Source organism: Streptomyces sp. NPDC049970 (genome assembly GCF_040660235.1).
Classification (GTDB): Bacteria; Actinomycetota; Actinomycetes; order Streptomycetales; family Streptomycetaceae; genus Streptomyces.
The window spans coordinates 582458-600039 of record NZ_JBFALP010000002.1 but is presented as its reverse complement, the minus strand read 5'-3'; the positions used below and the strand labels follow the sequence as shown (position 1 = coordinate 600039).

General features: G+C 72.4%; 14 protein-coding genes. 8 read left to right on the top strand and 6 right to left on the bottom strand.

Annotated elements, in window-relative coordinates; translation table 11 throughout:
• Positions 1–144: 144 nt before the first annotated feature.
• From alc to AB0I83_RS05470, 5 genes are all read right to left on the bottom strand, one after another.
• Positions 145–1293: an allantoicase gene (gene alc, locus AB0I83_RS05490; protein ID WP_363303710.1), complete on the bottom strand. Its 1149-nt coding sequence runs from the start codon at positions 1291–1293 to the stop codon at positions 145–147.
• Positions 1294–1386: 93 nt separating this feature from the next.
• Complete coding sequence (locus tag AB0I83_RS05485) at positions 1387–2355, bottom strand: LysR family transcriptional regulator (RefSeq protein ID WP_363303709.1); 969 nt, start codon at positions 2353–2355, stop codon at positions 1387–1389.
• A 77-nt stretch (positions 2356–2432) separates the two neighbouring features.
• Complete coding sequence (locus tag AB0I83_RS05480; RefSeq protein ID WP_363303803.1) at positions 2433–2645, bottom strand: hypothetical protein; 213 nt, start codon at positions 2643–2645, stop codon at positions 2433–2435.
• A gap of 38 nt (positions 2646–2683) precedes the next feature.
• Entirely contained in the window at positions 2684–4876 is a 2193-nt protein-coding gene (gene malQ, locus AB0I83_RS05475; protein WP_363303708.1) for a 4-alpha-glucanotransferase, read from the bottom strand.
• Positions 4877–5188 (bottom strand): hypothetical protein, encoded by a 312-nt coding sequence (locus AB0I83_RS05470; protein ID WP_363303707.1) that lies wholly within the window; start codon positions 5186–5188, stop codon positions 4877–4879. It abuts the gene before it with no gap.
• Between the two features lie 297 nt (positions 5189–5485).
• Between AB0I83_RS05470 and AB0I83_RS05465 the strand changes: the two genes are divergently transcribed.
• On the top strand, positions 5486–8473 hold the full coding sequence (locus tag AB0I83_RS05465) for a beta-N-acetylglucosaminidase domain-containing protein (RefSeq protein ID WP_363303706.1): 2988 nt from the start codon (positions 5486–5488) through the stop codon (positions 8471–8473).
• 88 nt (positions 8474–8561) lie between these two features.
• Here AB0I83_RS05465 and AB0I83_RS05460 read toward each other — a convergent pair whose 3' ends face one another.
• The gene (locus AB0I83_RS05460) at positions 8562–9098 is read right to left on the bottom strand and encodes an HNH endonuclease (RefSeq protein WP_356534674.1); all 537 of its coding nucleotides are present in this window, start codon (positions 9096–9098) and stop codon (positions 8562–8564) included.
• Between the two features lie 318 nt (positions 9099–9416).
• Here AB0I83_RS05460 and AB0I83_RS05455 point away from each other — a divergent pair, with 318 nt between their 5' ends.
• The 7 genes from AB0I83_RS05455 to AB0I83_RS05425 all read left to right on the top strand — a co-directional run bounded on the left by AB0I83_RS05455 (position 9417) and on the right by AB0I83_RS05425 (position 17439).
• Complete coding sequence (locus tag AB0I83_RS05455) at positions 9417–10481, top strand: mechanosensitive ion channel family protein (RefSeq protein WP_356842177.1); 1065 nt, start codon at positions 9417–9419, stop codon at positions 10479–10481.
• A 205-nt stretch (positions 10482–10686) separates the two neighbouring features.
• Positions 10687–11847, top strand: a complete 1161-nt coding sequence (locus AB0I83_RS05450; protein ID WP_356534671.1) for an ROK family transcriptional regulator — start codon at positions 10687–10689, stop codon at positions 11845–11847.
• Between the two features lie 108 nt (positions 11848–11955).
• On the top strand, positions 11956–13296 hold the full coding sequence (locus AB0I83_RS05445; RefSeq protein WP_363303705.1) for an ABC transporter substrate-binding protein: 1341 nt from the start codon (positions 11956–11958) through the stop codon (positions 13294–13296).
• A gap of 11 nt (positions 13297–13307) precedes the next feature.
• The gene (locus tag AB0I83_RS05440) at positions 13308–14306 is read left to right on the top strand and encodes a sugar ABC transporter permease (RefSeq protein WP_363303704.1); all 999 of its coding nucleotides are present in this window, start codon (positions 13308–13310) and stop codon (positions 14304–14306) included.
• Between the two features lies 1 nt (position 14307).
• On the top strand, positions 14308–15207 hold the full coding sequence (locus tag AB0I83_RS05435; RefSeq protein WP_363303703.1) for a carbohydrate ABC transporter permease: 900 nt from the start codon (positions 14308–14310) through the stop codon (positions 15205–15207).
• 1 nt (position 15208) lies between these two features.
• Positions 15209–16474 (top strand): 6-phospho-beta-glucosidase, encoded by a 1266-nt coding sequence (locus AB0I83_RS05430; RefSeq protein WP_363303701.1) that lies wholly within the window; start codon positions 15209–15211, stop codon positions 16472–16474.
• Complete coding sequence (locus AB0I83_RS05425; RefSeq protein ID WP_363303700.1) at positions 16465–17439, top strand: BadF/BadG/BcrA/BcrD ATPase family protein; 975 nt, start codon at positions 16465–16467, stop codon at positions 17437–17439. Before AB0I83_RS05430 ends, AB0I83_RS05425 begins: the two co-directional genes overlap by 10 nt.
• The last annotated feature ends 143 nt before the right edge of the window (positions 17440–17582 follow it).

Here is a 17582-nt window from a genome sequence, read left to right as displayed (position 1 = left end):
GCGAGCGACCCGGCACACAGCACGGCCCGGCGCACCGGCACGGACAGGCCCAGCCCGCCGAGCCGCCATGGGGCGACCTCTGGAAACCGCCCGGCGGGCAGGCGCTGTTCGCGCAGCCGTCCGCCGGGCGGAGCTCGTGCGGTGCTACGCGACCGACTCCCGGAAGCGGCGCACCAGTTCGGCCGCGCCGGCCTCGGTCGGCGAGCCGTGCAGGCGCATCCGGGCGACTCCGCCGTCGGGGAAGGCGTCGAGGCGTACGTGGGTGACCACGGCCTCCGCCTCCAGGACGAAGCGGTGCGGGGTGTCGGGCTGGAGCCTGGTGCGGGGGATGATCTCGAACCACTCGCCACTGTCGCCGTCACGGCCCTGGAGGCCGATCCAGCCGGCGGAGTTGCCCTTGAGGTAGGCGGTGTCGATCTCGACGGCGCGCACCGCGCCCTGGGCGGGCAGCCGGAAGCGGACCCAGTCGTTGGTGTCTCGGACCCGGCGGCGGCGGTTCTCCCAGCCGTCGTCCATCTTCCGGGACGTGCCGGGCAGGATGATCTGGGCGGGCGAGGAGTAGAAGCGGTCCGACGCGTCCTCGTACATCCCGCCGTTCAGGATGGAGATCAGGTCGACCGTGCCCAGCGCGGCGAGCCAGGCCGGGTCCGGGACGACCTCGCCGTGGACGCGCAGCCGGGCGATGCCGCCGTCGGGGTGCTGGCAGAGGCGGACGTGGGTGTAGCGGCGGCCGCCGGTGACCTCGAAGGCGTTGGCCGCGTGGCCGCGTACGGGGGTCGGGGGGATGATCTCCTCCCACTTCACGTCGTCCGCGAGGAGCCGCTCGGGGCTGGGGGCGCCCTCGACGGCGGTCGCCTGGACGGAGACGCGCTGGGGGTAGTTGCCGCGGAAGTGGGCCGTGTCGACGACGATGCCCCGGATGATCCCGGGAACGCCGAGACGGACGATCGCCCAGTCGTGGTCCCCGGGGGCGGGGAAGGGGTGGTCCGCGTCCGCGCCACGGCGGCGGCGCGTCTCCCAGCCGTCCATGATCTTGCCCTTGTGGCCGAAGCGCTCGGGGTCGAAGACGGCGGGTTCACGGATCAGCAGGTTCTCGCGTTCGGCGAAGAACTCGTCGTTGGCGGCGATCACACCGGCGCCGAGGCGGCGGTCCGCGAGGTCGACGAGGTCGGTGAAGGAGAGACCGGTGGCGGCCCGGTAGTCGGCGTACGGGTCGCCACCGCCGTAGGGGGCGGCGTCGTTCGCGTGGGGGTCGGTGTCCTGGAATACGGTCTCGCTCGCGTCGGTGGTCATGGCACGACTGTCGCGCACGCGAACCCATCAGGTCCATCGAAAGTTTTCGTACAGTTCTTTCAGTTCTGCTTAAGAGTCAGTCCTGCTCAAGAGTCAGTCCCGCTCAGGAGTCGGACCCAACGGTTCCGGCTGGGTCCGGCGTTCGGATCCGCCCGCCGTGTCGGTCACCCGTCGCAGCGCCGCCAGCACCCGTGCGACCGCGGGACCGCCCTCGGCACCCTGCCGTACCGCCGCCACCACATGGCGGTGCGGCCGGTCCGCCTCCAGGACCCGCATGGCCACTCCGTCACCGGACCGGTCCGCGGCCGACGCCATCCGGGGTACGAGCGCCACGCCCATCCCCGCCTCCACCATGGCCAGGATCGCGGTCCAGCCCGAGGCGCTGTGAGCCTGCTCGGGCACGAACCCCGCCGCCTCGCACGCGGCCCGCGTGATCTCCGACCAGGGCCCCGAGCCGCCGAAGATCCAGGGCTCGGAGGCGAGATCGGCCAGCCGCAGGCCGGGGACGGCGGCGAGGCGGTGGTCCACGGGCAGCGCGACGTCCAGCGGGTCGGCGAGGAGCGGCACCAGGGTGAACCGCGGGTCCACGGCCGTCGGGGCGTGCGCGGCCAGGGAGAGCGCGAGGTCCACGTCCCCGGCCGAGAGCAGCTCGTACGCCTCGGCGGCCTCGGCCTCCCGCACCCGGACGTCCGGGCCGGGGCGGTCACCGTCCCGCAGGAGCCGTACGGCCGGCACGACGAGGGCGGGCACGGCCGTCGAGAAGGCGCCGATCCGGACCTGGCCCGCCTCGCCGCGCAGGTAGCCGGTCAGCTCGGCGTCGGCCCGCTCCAGCTGGGCGAAGACCGCCTCCGCGTGGCGCAGCACCAGGTGGGCCGCGTCGGTGAGACGGACCCGGCGGCCCTGGGCCTCCAGCAGCCGCACCCCGAGCTGTCCGGCGAGATTGCTCAGCTGCTGCGAGACGGCGGACGGGGTCATGAGGAGGGCCTCGGCCGTCGCGGTCACCGTGCCGCGGTCCCGGAGCGTGCGCAGGATGCGGAGCTTCTTGACGTCCCACTCGGTCATGGCCGCGACCTACCCGGGTCCGGACATGCCGGTGCGCCGCGCGGTACTCCGTACCGGCGGCGCACTCGGGAGAACCCTCAGGCCTGCTTCTTGGACTTGTCGAGGACCATGACGAGGCCCGCGATCACCAGGAAGAGGACGATCGGCAGCGCGACGTAGAGGCCGAGGGTCTCCAGCACGCTCAGGCCGGGCCCCGGGTCGTCACCGTCGTCGCGGGTGAGCGCGAGCGCGGGGGACGACATGAGCAGCATCATCAGCGTCGTACCGGCCGCGACGGCGCCGGCGCGCATAGCGTTCTTCTTGTCCACGGTGCAAACGTAGCGAACGCCTACGAGGGGCGCGCGTCCGGGGGTGCCGTACGGGCCCGGGACGCGCCCCGACGCTTCGGCGCGCCCCGGCCGTTCGGCCCGTCCGAGGCGCCCTGGGACTGCGTCAGTACGGCCATCAGCCTGTGCAGCCGGGGCGACGCGGCGATCTCCTCCAGCGTGACCGGGTGTCCCTCAGCGTCGGCGACGGGCAGGCGCCAGTTGGGGTACTGGTCCCAGGTGCCGGGGAGGTTCTGCGGGCGGCGGTCACCCACGGTGTCCGGGAGCCAGACCCCCGCCATCCGGGCCGGGGTGCGCAGCAGGAAGCGGTGGACGGCGCGGACGGCGGCCTCCTCGTCGCCCTCGCCCTCGGGCAGCAGCCGCAGCCGGGCCAGGTAGGCCAGCCACTCCGCGGTGTCGGTGGCGTCCGCGGCCAGTTCCTCCTCCAGGCTCCGGGTGAGCAGCCCGAGGCGGTGGCGGAGTGTCACATGGTCGCCCGTCAGCCGGGCTGCTGTGGACGGCAGGTCGTGGGTGGTCGCCGTGGCGACGCAGTCCGCACGCCACTTCTCGGGGGCCAGCGGCCGTCCGGTGCCGTCCCAGTCGCGCTCGAACCAGAGCACGGAGGTGCCGAGCACCCCGCGCCGGGCGAGCGCCTCCCGCACACCGGGTTCGACGGTGCCCAGGTCCTCCCCCAGGACGACGGCGCCGGCCCGGTGCGCCTCCAGGACGAGCACGGCGAGCATCGCATCGGCGTCGTAGCCGACGTAGGTGCCCTCGGTGGGCGGGCGGCCCTCGGGCACCCACCAGAGGCGGAAGAGCCCCATGACGTGGTCGATGCGCAGCGCCCCGGCGTGCGCGAGGAGGCCGCGCAGCAGGTGGCGGAACGGGGCGTAGCCGGATGCCGCGAGGGCGTCCGGGCGCCAGGGGGGCAGGCCCCAGTCCTGGCCGCGGGCGTTGAAGGTGTCGGCGGGCGCGCCGACCGACATGCCGTGCGCGAAGGCGTCCTGCCGGGACCAGACGTCGGCGCCGTCCGGGTGCACGCCGACCGCGAGGTCGTGGACGATCCCGACCGCCATGCCCGACTCCCGCGCCGCGCCCTGGGCGGTGGCGAGCTGGGAGTCCGTGAGCCAGGCGAGCCGGCAGTGGAAGTCGACCCGGTCCATGAGCTCGGAACGGGCACGGGCGCTGCGCGGGGAGCGCGGGTCACGCAGTTCCGCGGGCCAGGTGCGCCACTGCGGTCCGTGCACCTCCGCCAGGGCGCACCAGAGGGCGTGGTCCTCCAGGGCTCGTCCCTGTTCGGCGAGGAAGTCGCAGTAGGCGGCGCGCCGGCCGGGCGTCAGGGGGACCTGGTGGATCAGCTCCAGGGCCTGCCTCTTCAGCTCCCACACGGCGTCCCGGTCGATCAGGGCGCCCTTGTTCAGGACGGCCTCGCGCAGTGCGGCGGCCTGCTGCCGCAGGTCGTCCAGTGCGGCCCTGCCGGGCTCGGGGACGTGGCCGTACTCCGGGATCGACTCGATGTGCAGGTGGACGGGGTCGGGGAAGCGCCGCGAGGAGGGGCGGTACGGGGAGGGGTCCGTCGGCCGGCCGGGTACGGCGGCGTGCAGGGGGTTCACCTGTACGAACCCGCTGCGCAGGGTGCGTCCCGACCAGGCGGCGAGGTCGGCCAGATCTCCCAGGTCGCCCATGCCCCAGGAGCGGGCGGAGAGCAGGGAGTAGAGCTGGACGAGGAAGCCGTGCGTCCGCCCGGGCGGCTGCGGCACGCGGTCCGGGGCGACGACGAGGGTGACGGTTGTGTGGTGGTGGTCCGGGGTGCGGACGGTCAGCCGGTGGACGCCCAGAGGCGGTCCGGTCCACCACGAGGGCGTCGCCGTACCCGGCGCCGGGGCCGCGGTCACCCGCATCCGCAGGGGCGAGGGCGCTCCGGCGGTACCCGGCTCGGGGTCGAGCGTCAGGACCGCTCCGGGCGGCAGCGCGGTCAGCGCGGCGGGCAGCGGCTCTCCCGACCAGATCACCACCGTCGGGGGGAGCAGGCGGGAGGAGGCGGCGGATTCGGCCGCGGCGAGTGATCTCCCCACCTCCGCGGGGGTGGCGGCGTCGACGCCCAGCGCGGCGAGCACGGCCGTGACCGTGTCGTCGGGGACGGACACCGTGACGTCCGCGGACGGGGAGAAGGAGGTGGCGACGCCGTGCAGTTCGGCGAGCCGGGACAAGCCCATTCAGACTCCTGGGGACTCCATGCCCCCTGCGGTGCCAGGTGCTGTCGGCTCGCTGGTCAGAGGGGCGACGGCGGCGAGCGGAGGCTCGCTCGTGAGAGGTGTGGCGTCGGCGAGCGGAGGCTCGCTGGTGAGCGGCGCGTCGGCGAACCCGGTTTCACCCGTGAGGTCGGAGACGTAGGAGAGCGGCAGCTCGCTGATCATCGGAGGGGCGGTGGCGGTCCAGGACGTCTTGCCCGAGACGGAACCGGAGGCCTTGGGGCTCGGTACCTGTTTGGAGAGGGCGGAGAGGAGAAGTTGCGCGGAAGCGGGCATGTCGGCCTCCTGGCCGTGGACAACAGGACAGAGCAGACCTACCCAGCCGACGCGGTCACAGGCGTGGACGTGACATAGGCGTTATACCAACGAGCTCAACGTGCCGTGGGTCACATTCCGTTCCCCGCGTGCCGGGTATGGGTGGTTTTCAGCCACTCGACATCACACCACTCACAACCGGACACCTAACCGTGCGACACATTCGGCATATCCGACATAGCCCCCACGCGCATTGACACCCTCGCGCCCGGGTGGTGGGCTCGGACACCACTGGCGGGGCGGGAACGAGGAGACGGCGTGCAGCTCGGGCGTAAGAGGCACGTGACGGCGCTCACCGTCGCCGTGATCGGTGGACTGCTGAGCCCCTTCGCCCCCGCGGCGACCGCGGCTCCGGCCGAACCCGGCGGCCCGGCCGCCACGACCGCCGACCGCACCGGCACGGCCCCGCTGCCCTCGGTCTGGCCCCGGCCGCAGTCCGTCAAGGCATCCGGGCAGGCGGTCCCGCTCGGCACGGAGGTCACGCTCCTCGCCGACGCCGGGACCGATCCGTACGCCGTGGAAGCGCTTCGGGCGGTCTTGCGGGACGCCGGCGTACGCACGGTCCACGAGTCCCTGCCCGGCCGCGGTCCGGTGATCCGGCTCGGCGGTACGGACGCGGGACGGTCGCTGAGGGCCCTTCGCGCACCCGAGCGGGCAGATCTGCCGTCCGGGGGCTACCGCCTCGCCTCGGGAAGCGTCGAGAGCCGGCCCACCGTGGCCCTGGACGGTGTCGGCGAGGACGGCCTGTTCCACGCGGTCCAGACCCTGCGCCAGCTCGTCTCCGGAGGCACCGTCCCAGGAGTCCTGGTCCGGGACTGGCCGGGCACCGCCGTGCGCGGCATGGCCGAGGGCTTCTACGGACAGCCCTGGACCCGCGAGGAGCGGCTGGCACAGCTCGGATTCATGGGACGTACCAAGCAGAACCTCTACCTCTACGCGGCCGGGGACGACCCCTACCGGCAGGCCCGCTGGCGCGAGCCGTACCCGGCGGACCGGCGCGCCGACTTCCGCGCGCTGGCCGCGAAGGCGCGGGCCGAGCACGTGACGCTCGGCTGGGCCGTCTCGCCGGGGCAGGCGATGTGCATGTCGTCCGACGCGGACGTGCGGGCGCTGACCCGCAAGATCGACGCGATGTGGGCCCTGGGGGTGCGGGCGTTCCAGCTGCAGTTCCAGGACGTGAGCTACAGCGAGTGGCACTGCGACCAGGACGCGGAGACGTTCGGCAGCGGCCCCCGGGCGGCGGCGAGGGCGCAGGCCCGGGTCGCGAGCGCGGTCGCCCGGCACCTCGCGGACCGGCACCCCGGCGGGGAGCCGCTGTCGGTGATGCCGACGGAGTACTACCAGGACGGCGCCACCGACTACCGCACGGAGCTGGCGGCCTCGCTGGACGACCGGGTGCAGGTCGCCTGGACCGGTGTCGGCGTCGTACCGAAGACGATCACCGGGCGGGAGCTGGCGGGCGCACGGGCCGCCTTCCGCCGCCCCCTCGTCACCCTGGACAACTACCCGGTCAACGACTACGCGCAGGACCGGATCTTCCTCGGCCCGTACACCGGCCGCGACCCGGCGGTGGCCGGTGGTTCCGCGGCGCTGCTGGCCAACGCCATGGAGCAGCCCTCGGCCTCGCGCATCCCGCTGTTCACCGCGGCGGACTTCGCCTGGAACCCGAAGGACTACCGGCCGCAGGAGTCGTGGCAGGCGGCCCTGGACGACCTGGCGGACGGGGACGCCTCGGCGCGGGCCGCCCTGGGAGCGCTCGCGGGCAACAGCGCCACCTCCTTGCTGGGCGGCGACGAGTCCGCCTACCTCCGGCCGCTGCTGACCGCGTTCTGGGAGTCCCGCCGGGCGACGGACACGAAGGCCCGGGCCGAGGCGGTACGCGGGCTGCGGGACGCGTTCGGCGTGATGCGGCGGACACCGGAGGGACTGGAGAGCCCGGCGGGTGGACGGCTCCGGGACGAGGTGCGGCCGTGGACCGAGCAGCTGGCCCGGTACGGCCGGGCGGGCGAACTGGCCGTCGATCTGCTGGAGGCCCAGGAGCGCGGCGACGGAGCGGCCGCCTGGCAGGCCCAGCTGGCGCTGGAGCCGCTGCGTGAGGAGATCGGCGCGAGCGCGGCCACGGTCGGCGAGGGTGTCCTGGACCCGTTCCTGAAGCGGGTCGTCAAGGAGGCCGACGCCTGGAACGGCACCGACCGCGCCGCGGGCAAGGTGACCCGCAGCGCGAACAGCTACACGGTCCGGCTCGGCAGGACCCGCCCCCTGGACGCCGTCACCACGATGACCGGACCGGGCGCCGGCGCGGCGGGCACGGTCCTCCAGGCCCACGTGCCCGGCGAGGGCTGGCGATCTATCGGCTCCCTGTCGGAGACCGGCTGGACGCAGACGGAGGTGAAGGGCCTGCGCGCGGACGCGCTCCGGGTCACCGTGCCCTCGGTCCGCCCGGACCTCGTCGGCCCCCTGGCCCCGGGTGTCACCGGCGCGCCGTCGGCCGGCGGCGCGCCCGAGGTACGCGCCCTCGTCCCGTGGTTCGACGACGAGCCCGCGGCCCGCCTCGCGCTGGTGCGCGACAGGACGGACGCCGTGATCGGCGGCGGCACGCAGCGGGTCGAGGCCCGGCTGGCGGGCGGACGCCCCGCCGAGGTGGAGGGCACGCTGACGGCCAAGGCACCCGAGGGCATCGAGGTGAAGGTGCCGAAGCGGACGACGGTGCCCCGCGGCTCGCGCACCCGTGTCCCGGTCGACATCACCGTGCCGGCGGACACCCCGGCCGGCGAGTACCGGGTACCGCTGAGCTTCGGCGGTGAGGAGAGCACGCTGACCGTGCGGGCCTTCCCCGCGACGGCGGGCCCGGACCTGGTGCGTTCGGCCACCGCCTCCTCCTCGGGTGACGAGACCCCGGACTTCCCCGCGTCCGCGGCCTCGGACGGCGATCCGGCGACCCGCTGGTCCTCACCGGTCGAGGACGGCGCCTGGTGGCAGGCCGAGCTGCCCGAGCCGGTCCGGCTGGGGCAGGTCGTCCTGCGGTGGCAGGACGCCTACGCGTCGAGCTACCGCGTGCAGGTATCCGCCGACGGCCGCACCTGGCGTACGGCGGCGACGGTGCGGGACGGCGGCGGCGGGCGCGAGTCCGTGCGGATGGACGCGAAGGACACCCGCTTCATCAGGATCCAGGGCGACGGCCGCGCGACGCAGTACGGCTACTCGCTGTGGTCGGTGGAGGCCTACGCCGTCGCCGCGAAGCCCTGACCGGCGCGGACCGGCACGGCGCGGACCAGCGGGAGGACGCGAGCCCCGGCGGACGCGGGCCGAACGGGCCGGACCAGGGCCCGGCCCCTCAGGCGGAGACGCCGTCGATACGGGCCATCACGTCCTCCGCGCCGAACGGCTGCAGGTAGGGCAGCCAACGCGGGTCCCGGTGCCCGGTCCCGATGATCCGCCAGGCGAGCCCGCTGGGCGGCGCCGGCTGATGACTCAGCCGCCATCCCAGCTCGGGCAGGTGCCGGTCCGCCTTGACGTGGTTGCAGCGGCGGCAGGCCGCCACCACGTTGTCCCAGGCGTGCTGACCTCCGCGACTGCGCGGAATGACGTGGTCGACGCTGGTCGCGGCGGCCCCGCAGTACATGCAGCGGCCTCCGTCCCTCGCGAAGAGCGCCCGGCGGGTGAGGGGGACGGGCCCGCGGTAGGGAATCCGTACGAACCGCTTGAGGCGGACGACGCTGGGCGCGGGCACGGCACGGGTGGCACTGTGCATGAAGGCGCCGGACTCCTCGAGGCAGATGGCCTTGTTCTCGAGGACGAGGACGAGCGCGCGGCGCAGAGGTACGACGCCGAGCGGCTCGTACGAAGCGTTGAGAACCAGGACGTGCGGCACGTGGATGCCTCCTTGTACGCCGGCGACGCGTGGCTCGCGCCGGGACGATCCGTTTCTCAGTCTCTCCTCATGCCTGGTCCGAGCGCCACCACGTGCGGGTAACGGGCCGGAGGGATTTTTCCCGCCCCCGGGACCCCGGTGCGCCCGGGACACGCAGGAGAGCGGTGCTCCGGCAGGGCGGCCGGCCCCGTGTGGGATCGGCCACAGACCAGGTATCCCCGGGTGAGACGTGTCTCTCCCCCTTCCACGGCAACGAACCACTCCCCCGGCTTCGTTAGTGTTGTTGGTCTGCTGTCGCCCCACCTGGAGGTCCCCGCCGTGCCCCTGTCCGCCCTCCTGGCCGCGGCCTCGCCCCCCGGGACCGCCGGCTCGCTGGACGAAGCCGCCGAACGCGCCGGGAACGCCGCAGGCTGGGTCGAGGAGAACTGGTCCACCTGGCTGAACACCGGTCTGCGCATCGTCCTCATCGCGGCCATCGCGATCGTGCTGCGGTATCTGATCCGGCGCGCCCTCACCAACCTCATCGACCGGATGAACCGCAGCGCCCAGGCGGTGGCGGGCACGGCCCTCGGCGGCCTGCTGGTCAACGCCGAACGCCGCCGTCAGCGGTCGGAGGCCATCGGTTCCGTCCTCCGCTCGGTCACGTCGTTCATGATCCTCGGCACCGCGGCGCTGATGATCCTGGGCGCGTTCCAGATCAACCTGGCCCCGCTGCTGGCATCCGCCGGGGTCGCCGGTGTGGCGCTGGGCTTCGGCGCGCGCAACCTCGTCACCGACTTCCTCTCCGGCGTCTTCATGATCCTGGAGGACCAGTACGGCGTGGGTGACCAGATCGACGCGGGCGTCGCCTCCGGCGAGGTCATCGAGGTCGGCCTGCGGGTCACCAAGCTGCGTGGCGACAACGGCGAGATCTGGTACGTCCGCAACGGTGAGGTGAAGCGCATCGGCAACCTCAGCCAGGGCTGGTCCACGGCCGGGGTCGACGTCACCGTCCGTCCCTCGGAGGACCTGGACCTGGTGCGCAAGGCGATCGCCGGGGCCGCCGAGACCATGACCAAGGAGGAGCCCTGGTCGGAACGGCTGTGGGGTCCGGTGGACGTGCTCGGCCTGGACGCGGTGCTGCTCGACTCGATGACCGTGCGCGTCACGGCGAAGACGATGCCGGGCAAGTCGCTGGGCGTGGAGCGCGAGCTGCGCTGGCGGATCAAGCAGGCGCTGGACTCGGCCGGTATCCGGATGGTCGGCGTCCTGCCGCTCCAGGCGGACCCGGGCTCCGCGGCGGACCCGACGGCCGGCGTCGCGGCACCCTCGGCGTACGCGTCGGCGACGTCACCGCAGTCCCTGGCGGCGACCCCGATACCGCCGCCGAACCTGACGAAGTAGAACCGATTGAAGGGGCGCCCCGCGAGACCTGCGGGGCGCCCCTTCGGCGTTGCTGCCGAAGGCCGAGCGGTCCGCGCGCCCACCGGCCGCCGGTAAAGCTTCGGTAGAGGCCTTGCCTCACCCCATTGACGATCCGGTGACGCGGGTCCTACCTTCCTCTCAATTGATTAGGAAAGTTTCCTAACAGAAGGCGAGTGCGTCACTCATGGCCGGAACCACACCGGGTACCCCGCGCGTCCTGCGCGCCATGAACGACCGGGCCGCCCTCGACCTGCTGGTCACCCAGGGCCCCCTCACCCGTACCCGAATCGGCGAGCTGACCGGGCTCTCCAAGCCCACGGCCTCCCAGTTGCTGGCGCGGCTGGAGGAGGCGGGCCTGGTCCGCTCGACCGGCAGCCAGAGCGGGCGCCCCGGGCCGAAGGCGGTGCTCTACGAGATCGACCCGTCCGCGGCGCACGTGGCGGCGCTCTCCGTGGGGCCCACCGGCATCAGCGCCGTGGTCGCCGACATCACCGGGACCGTGGCCGGCTCCTGCCGCGTCGAGGCCGAGGCGATCGCGGAAGACGTACGCCACCGCACCGCACAGCTCGTCGCGGAGGCGGTGGACGGCGCCCTGCGTCCGACCGGCCTCGGTCACGGCGACCTCGCGGCCGTCGTGGTGGGCACACCGGGGGCCATCGACCCGCAGACCGGGCAGTTGCGTTACGCGCCCCATCTGCCGGGCTGGCACTCCCGCAGCCTGCTCGCCGACCTCGCCGAGGTGGTCGGCAGGCCCGTCGTCATCGAGAACGACGTGAACCTGGCCGCCGTCGCCGAGCAGTACGAGGGCGCCGCGCAGGACCACGACCACTTCGTGCTCGCCTGGCTCGACGAAGGCGTCGGCGCCGCGATCGTGCTGGGTGGCGCCCTGCTTCGCGGCGCCACCGGCGGCGCGGGGGAGATCGGCTACATGCCGCTGCCCGGTGCCCCGCTCGCCCGCGGCGGCGAGGCCGACCGGGCGGGCCCGGACTCGGGGGGCGGCTTCCAGAGCCAGGTCTCCTGTCACGCCGTGCGCGAGCTGGCCGGGGGCCGGGAGCTCACCGAGGCGCTCGCCGACGAGGCCGTGTGCGCCGAGGTGGCCCGCAGACTGGCCACCGGCCTGGCCGCCGTGGTCGCCGTGCTGGATCCCGAACTGGTCGTCCTGTCAGGCCTGGTGGCCCAGGCAGGCGGGGAGGAGCTCCGCAGACGGGTGGAGGCCGAACTGACCGGCCTGGCGCTGCCCAGGCCGCTCATCCGCATCAGCGACATCGACGGCGATCCGATCCTGACCGGAGCCCTGCGGACCGCACTCGCCCAGGCGCGCGACAGCGTCTTCGACACCGTCTGACCCCCGGTCGCCGCCGTGGCGACACCCCGCACCCGGTGGGCCGTACGGCACCTCCATGCCCCGCCGCACCCCCTTCCCGTCCGCCCCTCCCCGTTAAGGAAGTCCGACATGGCGCGATGGCACATCAGTACCCGTGTCCCCGTGGCACTCGGCGCAGCCGCTCTGCTGCTGGCCGGCTGCGCCAACCCGAGCACCGGCAGTGACACCGACGACCCCACGAAACCGGTCACTCTGAAGTTCTGGCACGGCTGGTCGGCGCCCGGCGAGGTCAGGGCGATCAACGAGAACATCGCCCGGTTCGAGAAGCTCCACCCGAACATCGACGTCGTCTCCACCGGCAACGTCAGCGACGAGACGATCAACCAGGCGCTGCGCGCCGGTGGCGGCGACGCACCCGACGTCGTCACGTCCTTCACCACCAACAACGTCGGCCAGTACTGCTCCTCCGGCATGTGGGTGGATCTGGACCCGTTCCTGAGGAAGAGCGGGATCGACAAGACGAAGGTCTTCCCGAAGACCCTGCTGGACTACACGCGGTACGAGGGCGTCCAGTGTGCGACGCCCCTGCTCGCCGACGCGTTCGGCATGTACTACAACAAGGACGCGTTCAGGGAGGCCGGGATCAGCCGGCCCCCGCGCACCATGTCCGAGATGAAGGCCGACGCGGTCGAGCTGACGCGGAAGAACAAGGACGGCACGCTGAAGCGGGCCGGCTTCATGCCGAACTTCCAGCTCTACCAGAACTCCCCCGACCGGATGTTCGCGCAGTGGGGACCGGAGTACTTCGACGGTGACGGCAAGGCCGCACTCGCCGAGGAGCCCAAGACCGAGGACTTCTTCACCACCATGCGCGGTATCGCCGACGCGCAGGGCGGCTACGACGCCATGGAGCGGCTCCGGTCCGGCTTCGGTGACGAGATGTCCTCCCAGAACGGCTTCCTGACCGGCAAGCTCGCGATGCATCTGGACGGCGAGTGGCGCGGGCTGATGCTCAAGGAGGCCAAGGCCGGATTCGACTGGGGTGTCGCCCCGCTGCCGGTCCCCGACGACCAGGCCGACACCTACGGGCGCGGCTATCTCACCGGCACCGTCGCCGGCATCGCACACAGCAGCCGGCACCAGAACGCGGCCTGGGAGCTGGTCAGGTACCTGACGACCGACACCGACGCGGTCGTCCACTTCGCCAACGCGATCCACAACGTGCCGTCCACCTTCGACGCGCTCAAGTCGCCCGGGCTGGATGCCGATCCGTCCTTCCTGGCCTTCCTGAAGATCGCGCAGAACCCGCACAGCCAGGCGGTTCCGCCCTCGAACAACGGCGGTCAGTACATCAACTCGTTCGGCGACTTCTCTCAGTCCGTCGAGTCGGGCAGGACCAAGGACCTGCACCGCGCCCTGCGTGAACTCGACGACCAGATCGACGCCGACAACGTCCAGTCGGAAAACTGAGGAGCCGAGTCATGGCACTTTCCCTCCCCACCTCGGCGAAGCCTGCCGGGCGGGCGGCCGAACCGGCCCCCCGCGACTCCCCCCTGCGGCGCAAGCGGAACCGCGAGCGGCTGCGCACGCTGGGATTCCTCTCGCCCTGGCTGGTCGGCTTCTCGGTCTTCTTCGGCTATCCGCTGATCGCGACCGTCTACTTCTCGTTCATGCACTACAACCAGATCAAGGCGCCCACCTACGTCGGGCTGCGGAACTGGCGGTACGTGCTGGAGCAGATGCCGCTGTTCGGCCCGGCGCTGTGGAACACGCTGTGGCTGGTCGTGGTCATGGTCGCGCTGCGTGTGGTGTTCGGCCTCGGCATCGGGCTGCTGATCACGAAGATCAAGACGGGTGTCGGGCTGTTCCGCACCGCCTTCTACATCCCGTATCTCGCTCCGCCGGTCGCGGCCACGGTCGCCTTCGTCTTCCTCCTCAACCCGTCCACGGGCCCGGTCAACGAGATGCTCTCGTGGGTCGGCCTGCACGGGCCGAGCTGGTTCAACGACCCGAACTGGTCCAAGCCCTCGCTCGTGCTGCTGTCCCTCTGGGGCATCGGCGACCTGATGGTCATCTTCATGGCCTCGCTGCTGGACGTACCGAAGGAGCAGTACGAGGCGGCCGACCTGGACGGCGCGGGCTCCTGGACGAAGTTCCGCTACGTCACCTGGCCCGCCATCACCCCGATCGTGCTGTTCGCCGTCGTCACCGGCGTCGTGCAGACGATGCAGTACTACACGCAGGCCCTCGTCGCGGGGAAGCTCGCCTCGGGCGTCTCCATCGGCCCCGGCACGGTGATCCAGCCCGGCTATCCGGACCACTCCACGCTGACGGTGCCGCAACTCGTCTACTCCATGGGCTTCCAGAACTTCAACACCGGTGCCGCGTGCGTGCTCTCACTCGTGCTCTTCGCCATCGCCATGGCCGTCACCCTTCTGCTGATGCGCAAGAGCGTCGGCCTCATTCCGGCGGAGGACTGAGATGACCACCACCCTGACCAGGCCGGAGACGGCCCTGCCGAGCCGTCCGAGCGGCGCCGACGCGGCGCGGCACCGCCGCAAGCGCGTCCTGAACTGGATCGCGGTCCACTCCGTGGCCGTCGCGCTGGCCCTCTTCTTCGTCCTGCCCTTCGTGTTCGTCCTCCTCACCTCGGTGATGAGCGACGGGCAGGCGATGAGCGGCGACCTGTGGCCGGACTCCTGGAACTGGTCGAACTACGCGACCGTCTTCCACACCCCCGGCTTCCTCGACTGGTGGCGCAACTCGCTGGTGTACGCGCTGCTGGGCACCGTCTTCACGGTGTGCTCCTCGGTACCGGTCGCCTACGCACTGGCCAAGTTCCGCTTCCGTGGCCGGCGTACGGCGATGATCCTCGTCATCTCCACGATGATGCTGCCGCCGCAGGTCATCATCATCCCGATGTACCTGGTGTGGTCGCAGCAGTTCCACCTCTCGGGCTCGCTGTGGCCGCTGATCATCCCGATGGCGTTCGGCGACGCCTACTCGATCTTCCTGCTGCGGCAGTTCCTGCTGACCATCCCGCAGGAGTACATCGAGTCCGCGAAGGTCGACGGGTGCGGTGAGTTCCGCACGCTCCTGCGGATCGTCGTACCGATGGCCAGACCGGGTATCGCCGCCGTGGCGCTCTTCCAGTTCTTCTACTGCTGGAACGACTACTTCGGACCGCAGATCTACGCCGCGCAGAACCCCGGCGCCTGGACACTGAGCTACGGCCTGGAGTCCTTCAAGAGCGCGCACGCCGTGAACTGGAACCTGACCATGGCCGCGACGCTGCTCGTCATGGCGCCGGTCATCATCGTGTTCTTCTTCGCACAGAAGGCCTTCGTCGAAGGCGTCACACTGACCGGAGTGAAGGGCTGAAATGAAGCTCGCAGTAGTGGGTGGCGGGTCCACCTACACACCCGAACTGATCGACGGTTTCGCACGCCTGCGGGACACACTGCCGGTCGAGGAGCTGGTGCTCGTCGACCCGGCCGCCGACCGGCTGGAGCTCGTCGGCGGCCTGGCCAGGCGGATCTTCGCCAAGCAGGGCCACCCGGGGCGGATCACCACCACCGCCGACCTGGACGCGGGGGTGGACGGCGCCGACGCGGTGCTGCTCCAGCTGCGCGTCGGCGGGCAGGCCGCGCGCAACCAGGACGAGACCTGGCCCCTGGAGTGCGGCTGCGTCGGCCAGGAGACCACCGGGGCCGGCGGCCTCGCCAAGGCGATGCGCACGGTGCCGGTCGTCCTGGACATCGCCGAGCGCGTCAGGCGCGCCAACCCGGACGCCTGGATCATCGACTTCACCAACCCGGTCGGCATCGTGACCCGGGCCCTCCTCCAAGCCGGGCACAAGGCCGTGGGGCTGTGCAACGTCGCGATCGGCTTCCAGCGGAAGTTCGCCCGCCTGCTCGACGTCGCGCCGCACGAGGTGCACCTGGACCACGTCGGGCTCAACCACCTCTCGTGGGAGCTGGGGGTGCGTCTCGGCGGCCCGGAGGGCGAGAACGTCCTGCCGCGGCTGCTGGCGGAGCACGGCGGCACGATCGCCGGCGACCTGCGCATGCCGCGGCAGCTCGTGGACCGGCTCGGCGTCGTCCCCTCGTACTACCTGCGGTACTTCTACGCGCACGACGAGGTCGTCCGGGAGCTCGGTACGAAGCCGTCCCGGGCGGCGGAGGTCGCCGCCATGGAGAAGGAACTCCTGGCCCTGTACGGCGATCCGGCGCTGGACGAGAAGCCCGAACTGCTCGCCAAGCGCGGTGGTGCCTTCTACTCGGAGGCGGCCGTGGACCTGGCGGCCTCCCTGCTCGCCGGGGGCGGCTCGGCGGTGCAGGTGGTCAACACGGCCAACAACGGCACGCTGCCCTTCCTGCCGGACGACGCGGTGATCGAGGTACAGGCCCGGGTGGACGGTACGGGCGCCTCCCCGCTCGCGGTCCCGGCCCTCGACCCGCTGTACGCGGGGCTGGTCGGACATGTGACGGCGTACGAGGACCTGGCGCTCGACGCGGCGCTCCGGGGCGGCCGTGACCGGGTGTTCAAGGCGCTGCTCTCGCATCCGCTCGTCGGCCAGTTCGAGTACGCCGAGGCCCTCACCGACAAGCTGATCGCGCACAACCGGGAGCACCTGCCGTGGGCGTGAACGCATCGGTCCTCGCCGTCGACGCGGGCAACAGCAAGACCGACGTGGCGCTGATCGGCGAGGACGGCTCGGTCCTTTCGACGTCCCGCGGCGGCGGCTTCCAGCCGCCGGCCGTCGGCGTGGAGACGGCCGTGGACGTCCTGGCCTCGGCGATCGGGGAGGCGTTCGCCTCGTGCGAGGCGGATCCCGGGGGCGTGATCCATGTTTCGGCCTGCCTGGCCAACGCCGATCTCCCCGTCGAGGAGGCCGAGCTGACCGAGGCTCTGCTGCGGCGCGGGTGGGGCCGCACGGTGGAGGTGCGCAACGACACCTTCGCGATCCTGCGCGCCGGGGTGGACGAGCCGCGTGGCGTGGCCGTCGTCTGCGGCGCCGGGATCAACTGCGTGGGGATGGTGCCGGACGGCCGCACCGCGCGCTTCCCCGCGATCGGGCGCATATCGGGGGACTGGGGCGGCGGTTCGGGACTGGCCGAGGAGGCGCTTTGGTTCGCCGCGCGGGCCGAGGACGGCCGTGGGGAGCCGACGGAGCTGGTCCGCACGCTGCCGGGGCACTTCGGGCTCGGCACGATGTACGAGCTGATCGAGGCGCTGCACCGGGGGCTGATCCCCGACGGGCGCAGGCACGAGCTGACCCCGGTGCTGTTCGCGACGAGCGCGGCCGGGGACCCGGTCGCGGGCGCCCTGGTGGACCGGTTGGCGGACGAGGTCGTCGCCATGGCGTCGGTGGCACTGGGCACGCTCGGGCTGCTGACCGAGGACGTCCCGGTGGTGCTGGGAGGCAGTGTGCTGGCCGCGCGGCACCCCCGGCTGGACGACCGGATCGCCGGGCTCCTCTCGGAGCGCGCCCCGAAGGCGGTCGTACGCGTGGTCGCCCAACCCCCGGTGCTGGGGGCCGCGCTGCTCGGCCTGGACCACACGGGGGCGGCCCCTGATGCCCACCGGAGGCTGCGCTCGCACTACACCTGACACACTGGGCCCGGAAGGTGGGGGCGTCGCGTGGCCCCGGCGCCGCGCGGCGCCCCTTCCGCACGGGAACCGATCAGATGCCCCGAACGTGTTCATGGTGGGGAGATCGATCCGGTGGTCGCTGGTGCATACCGGTCCCTGCC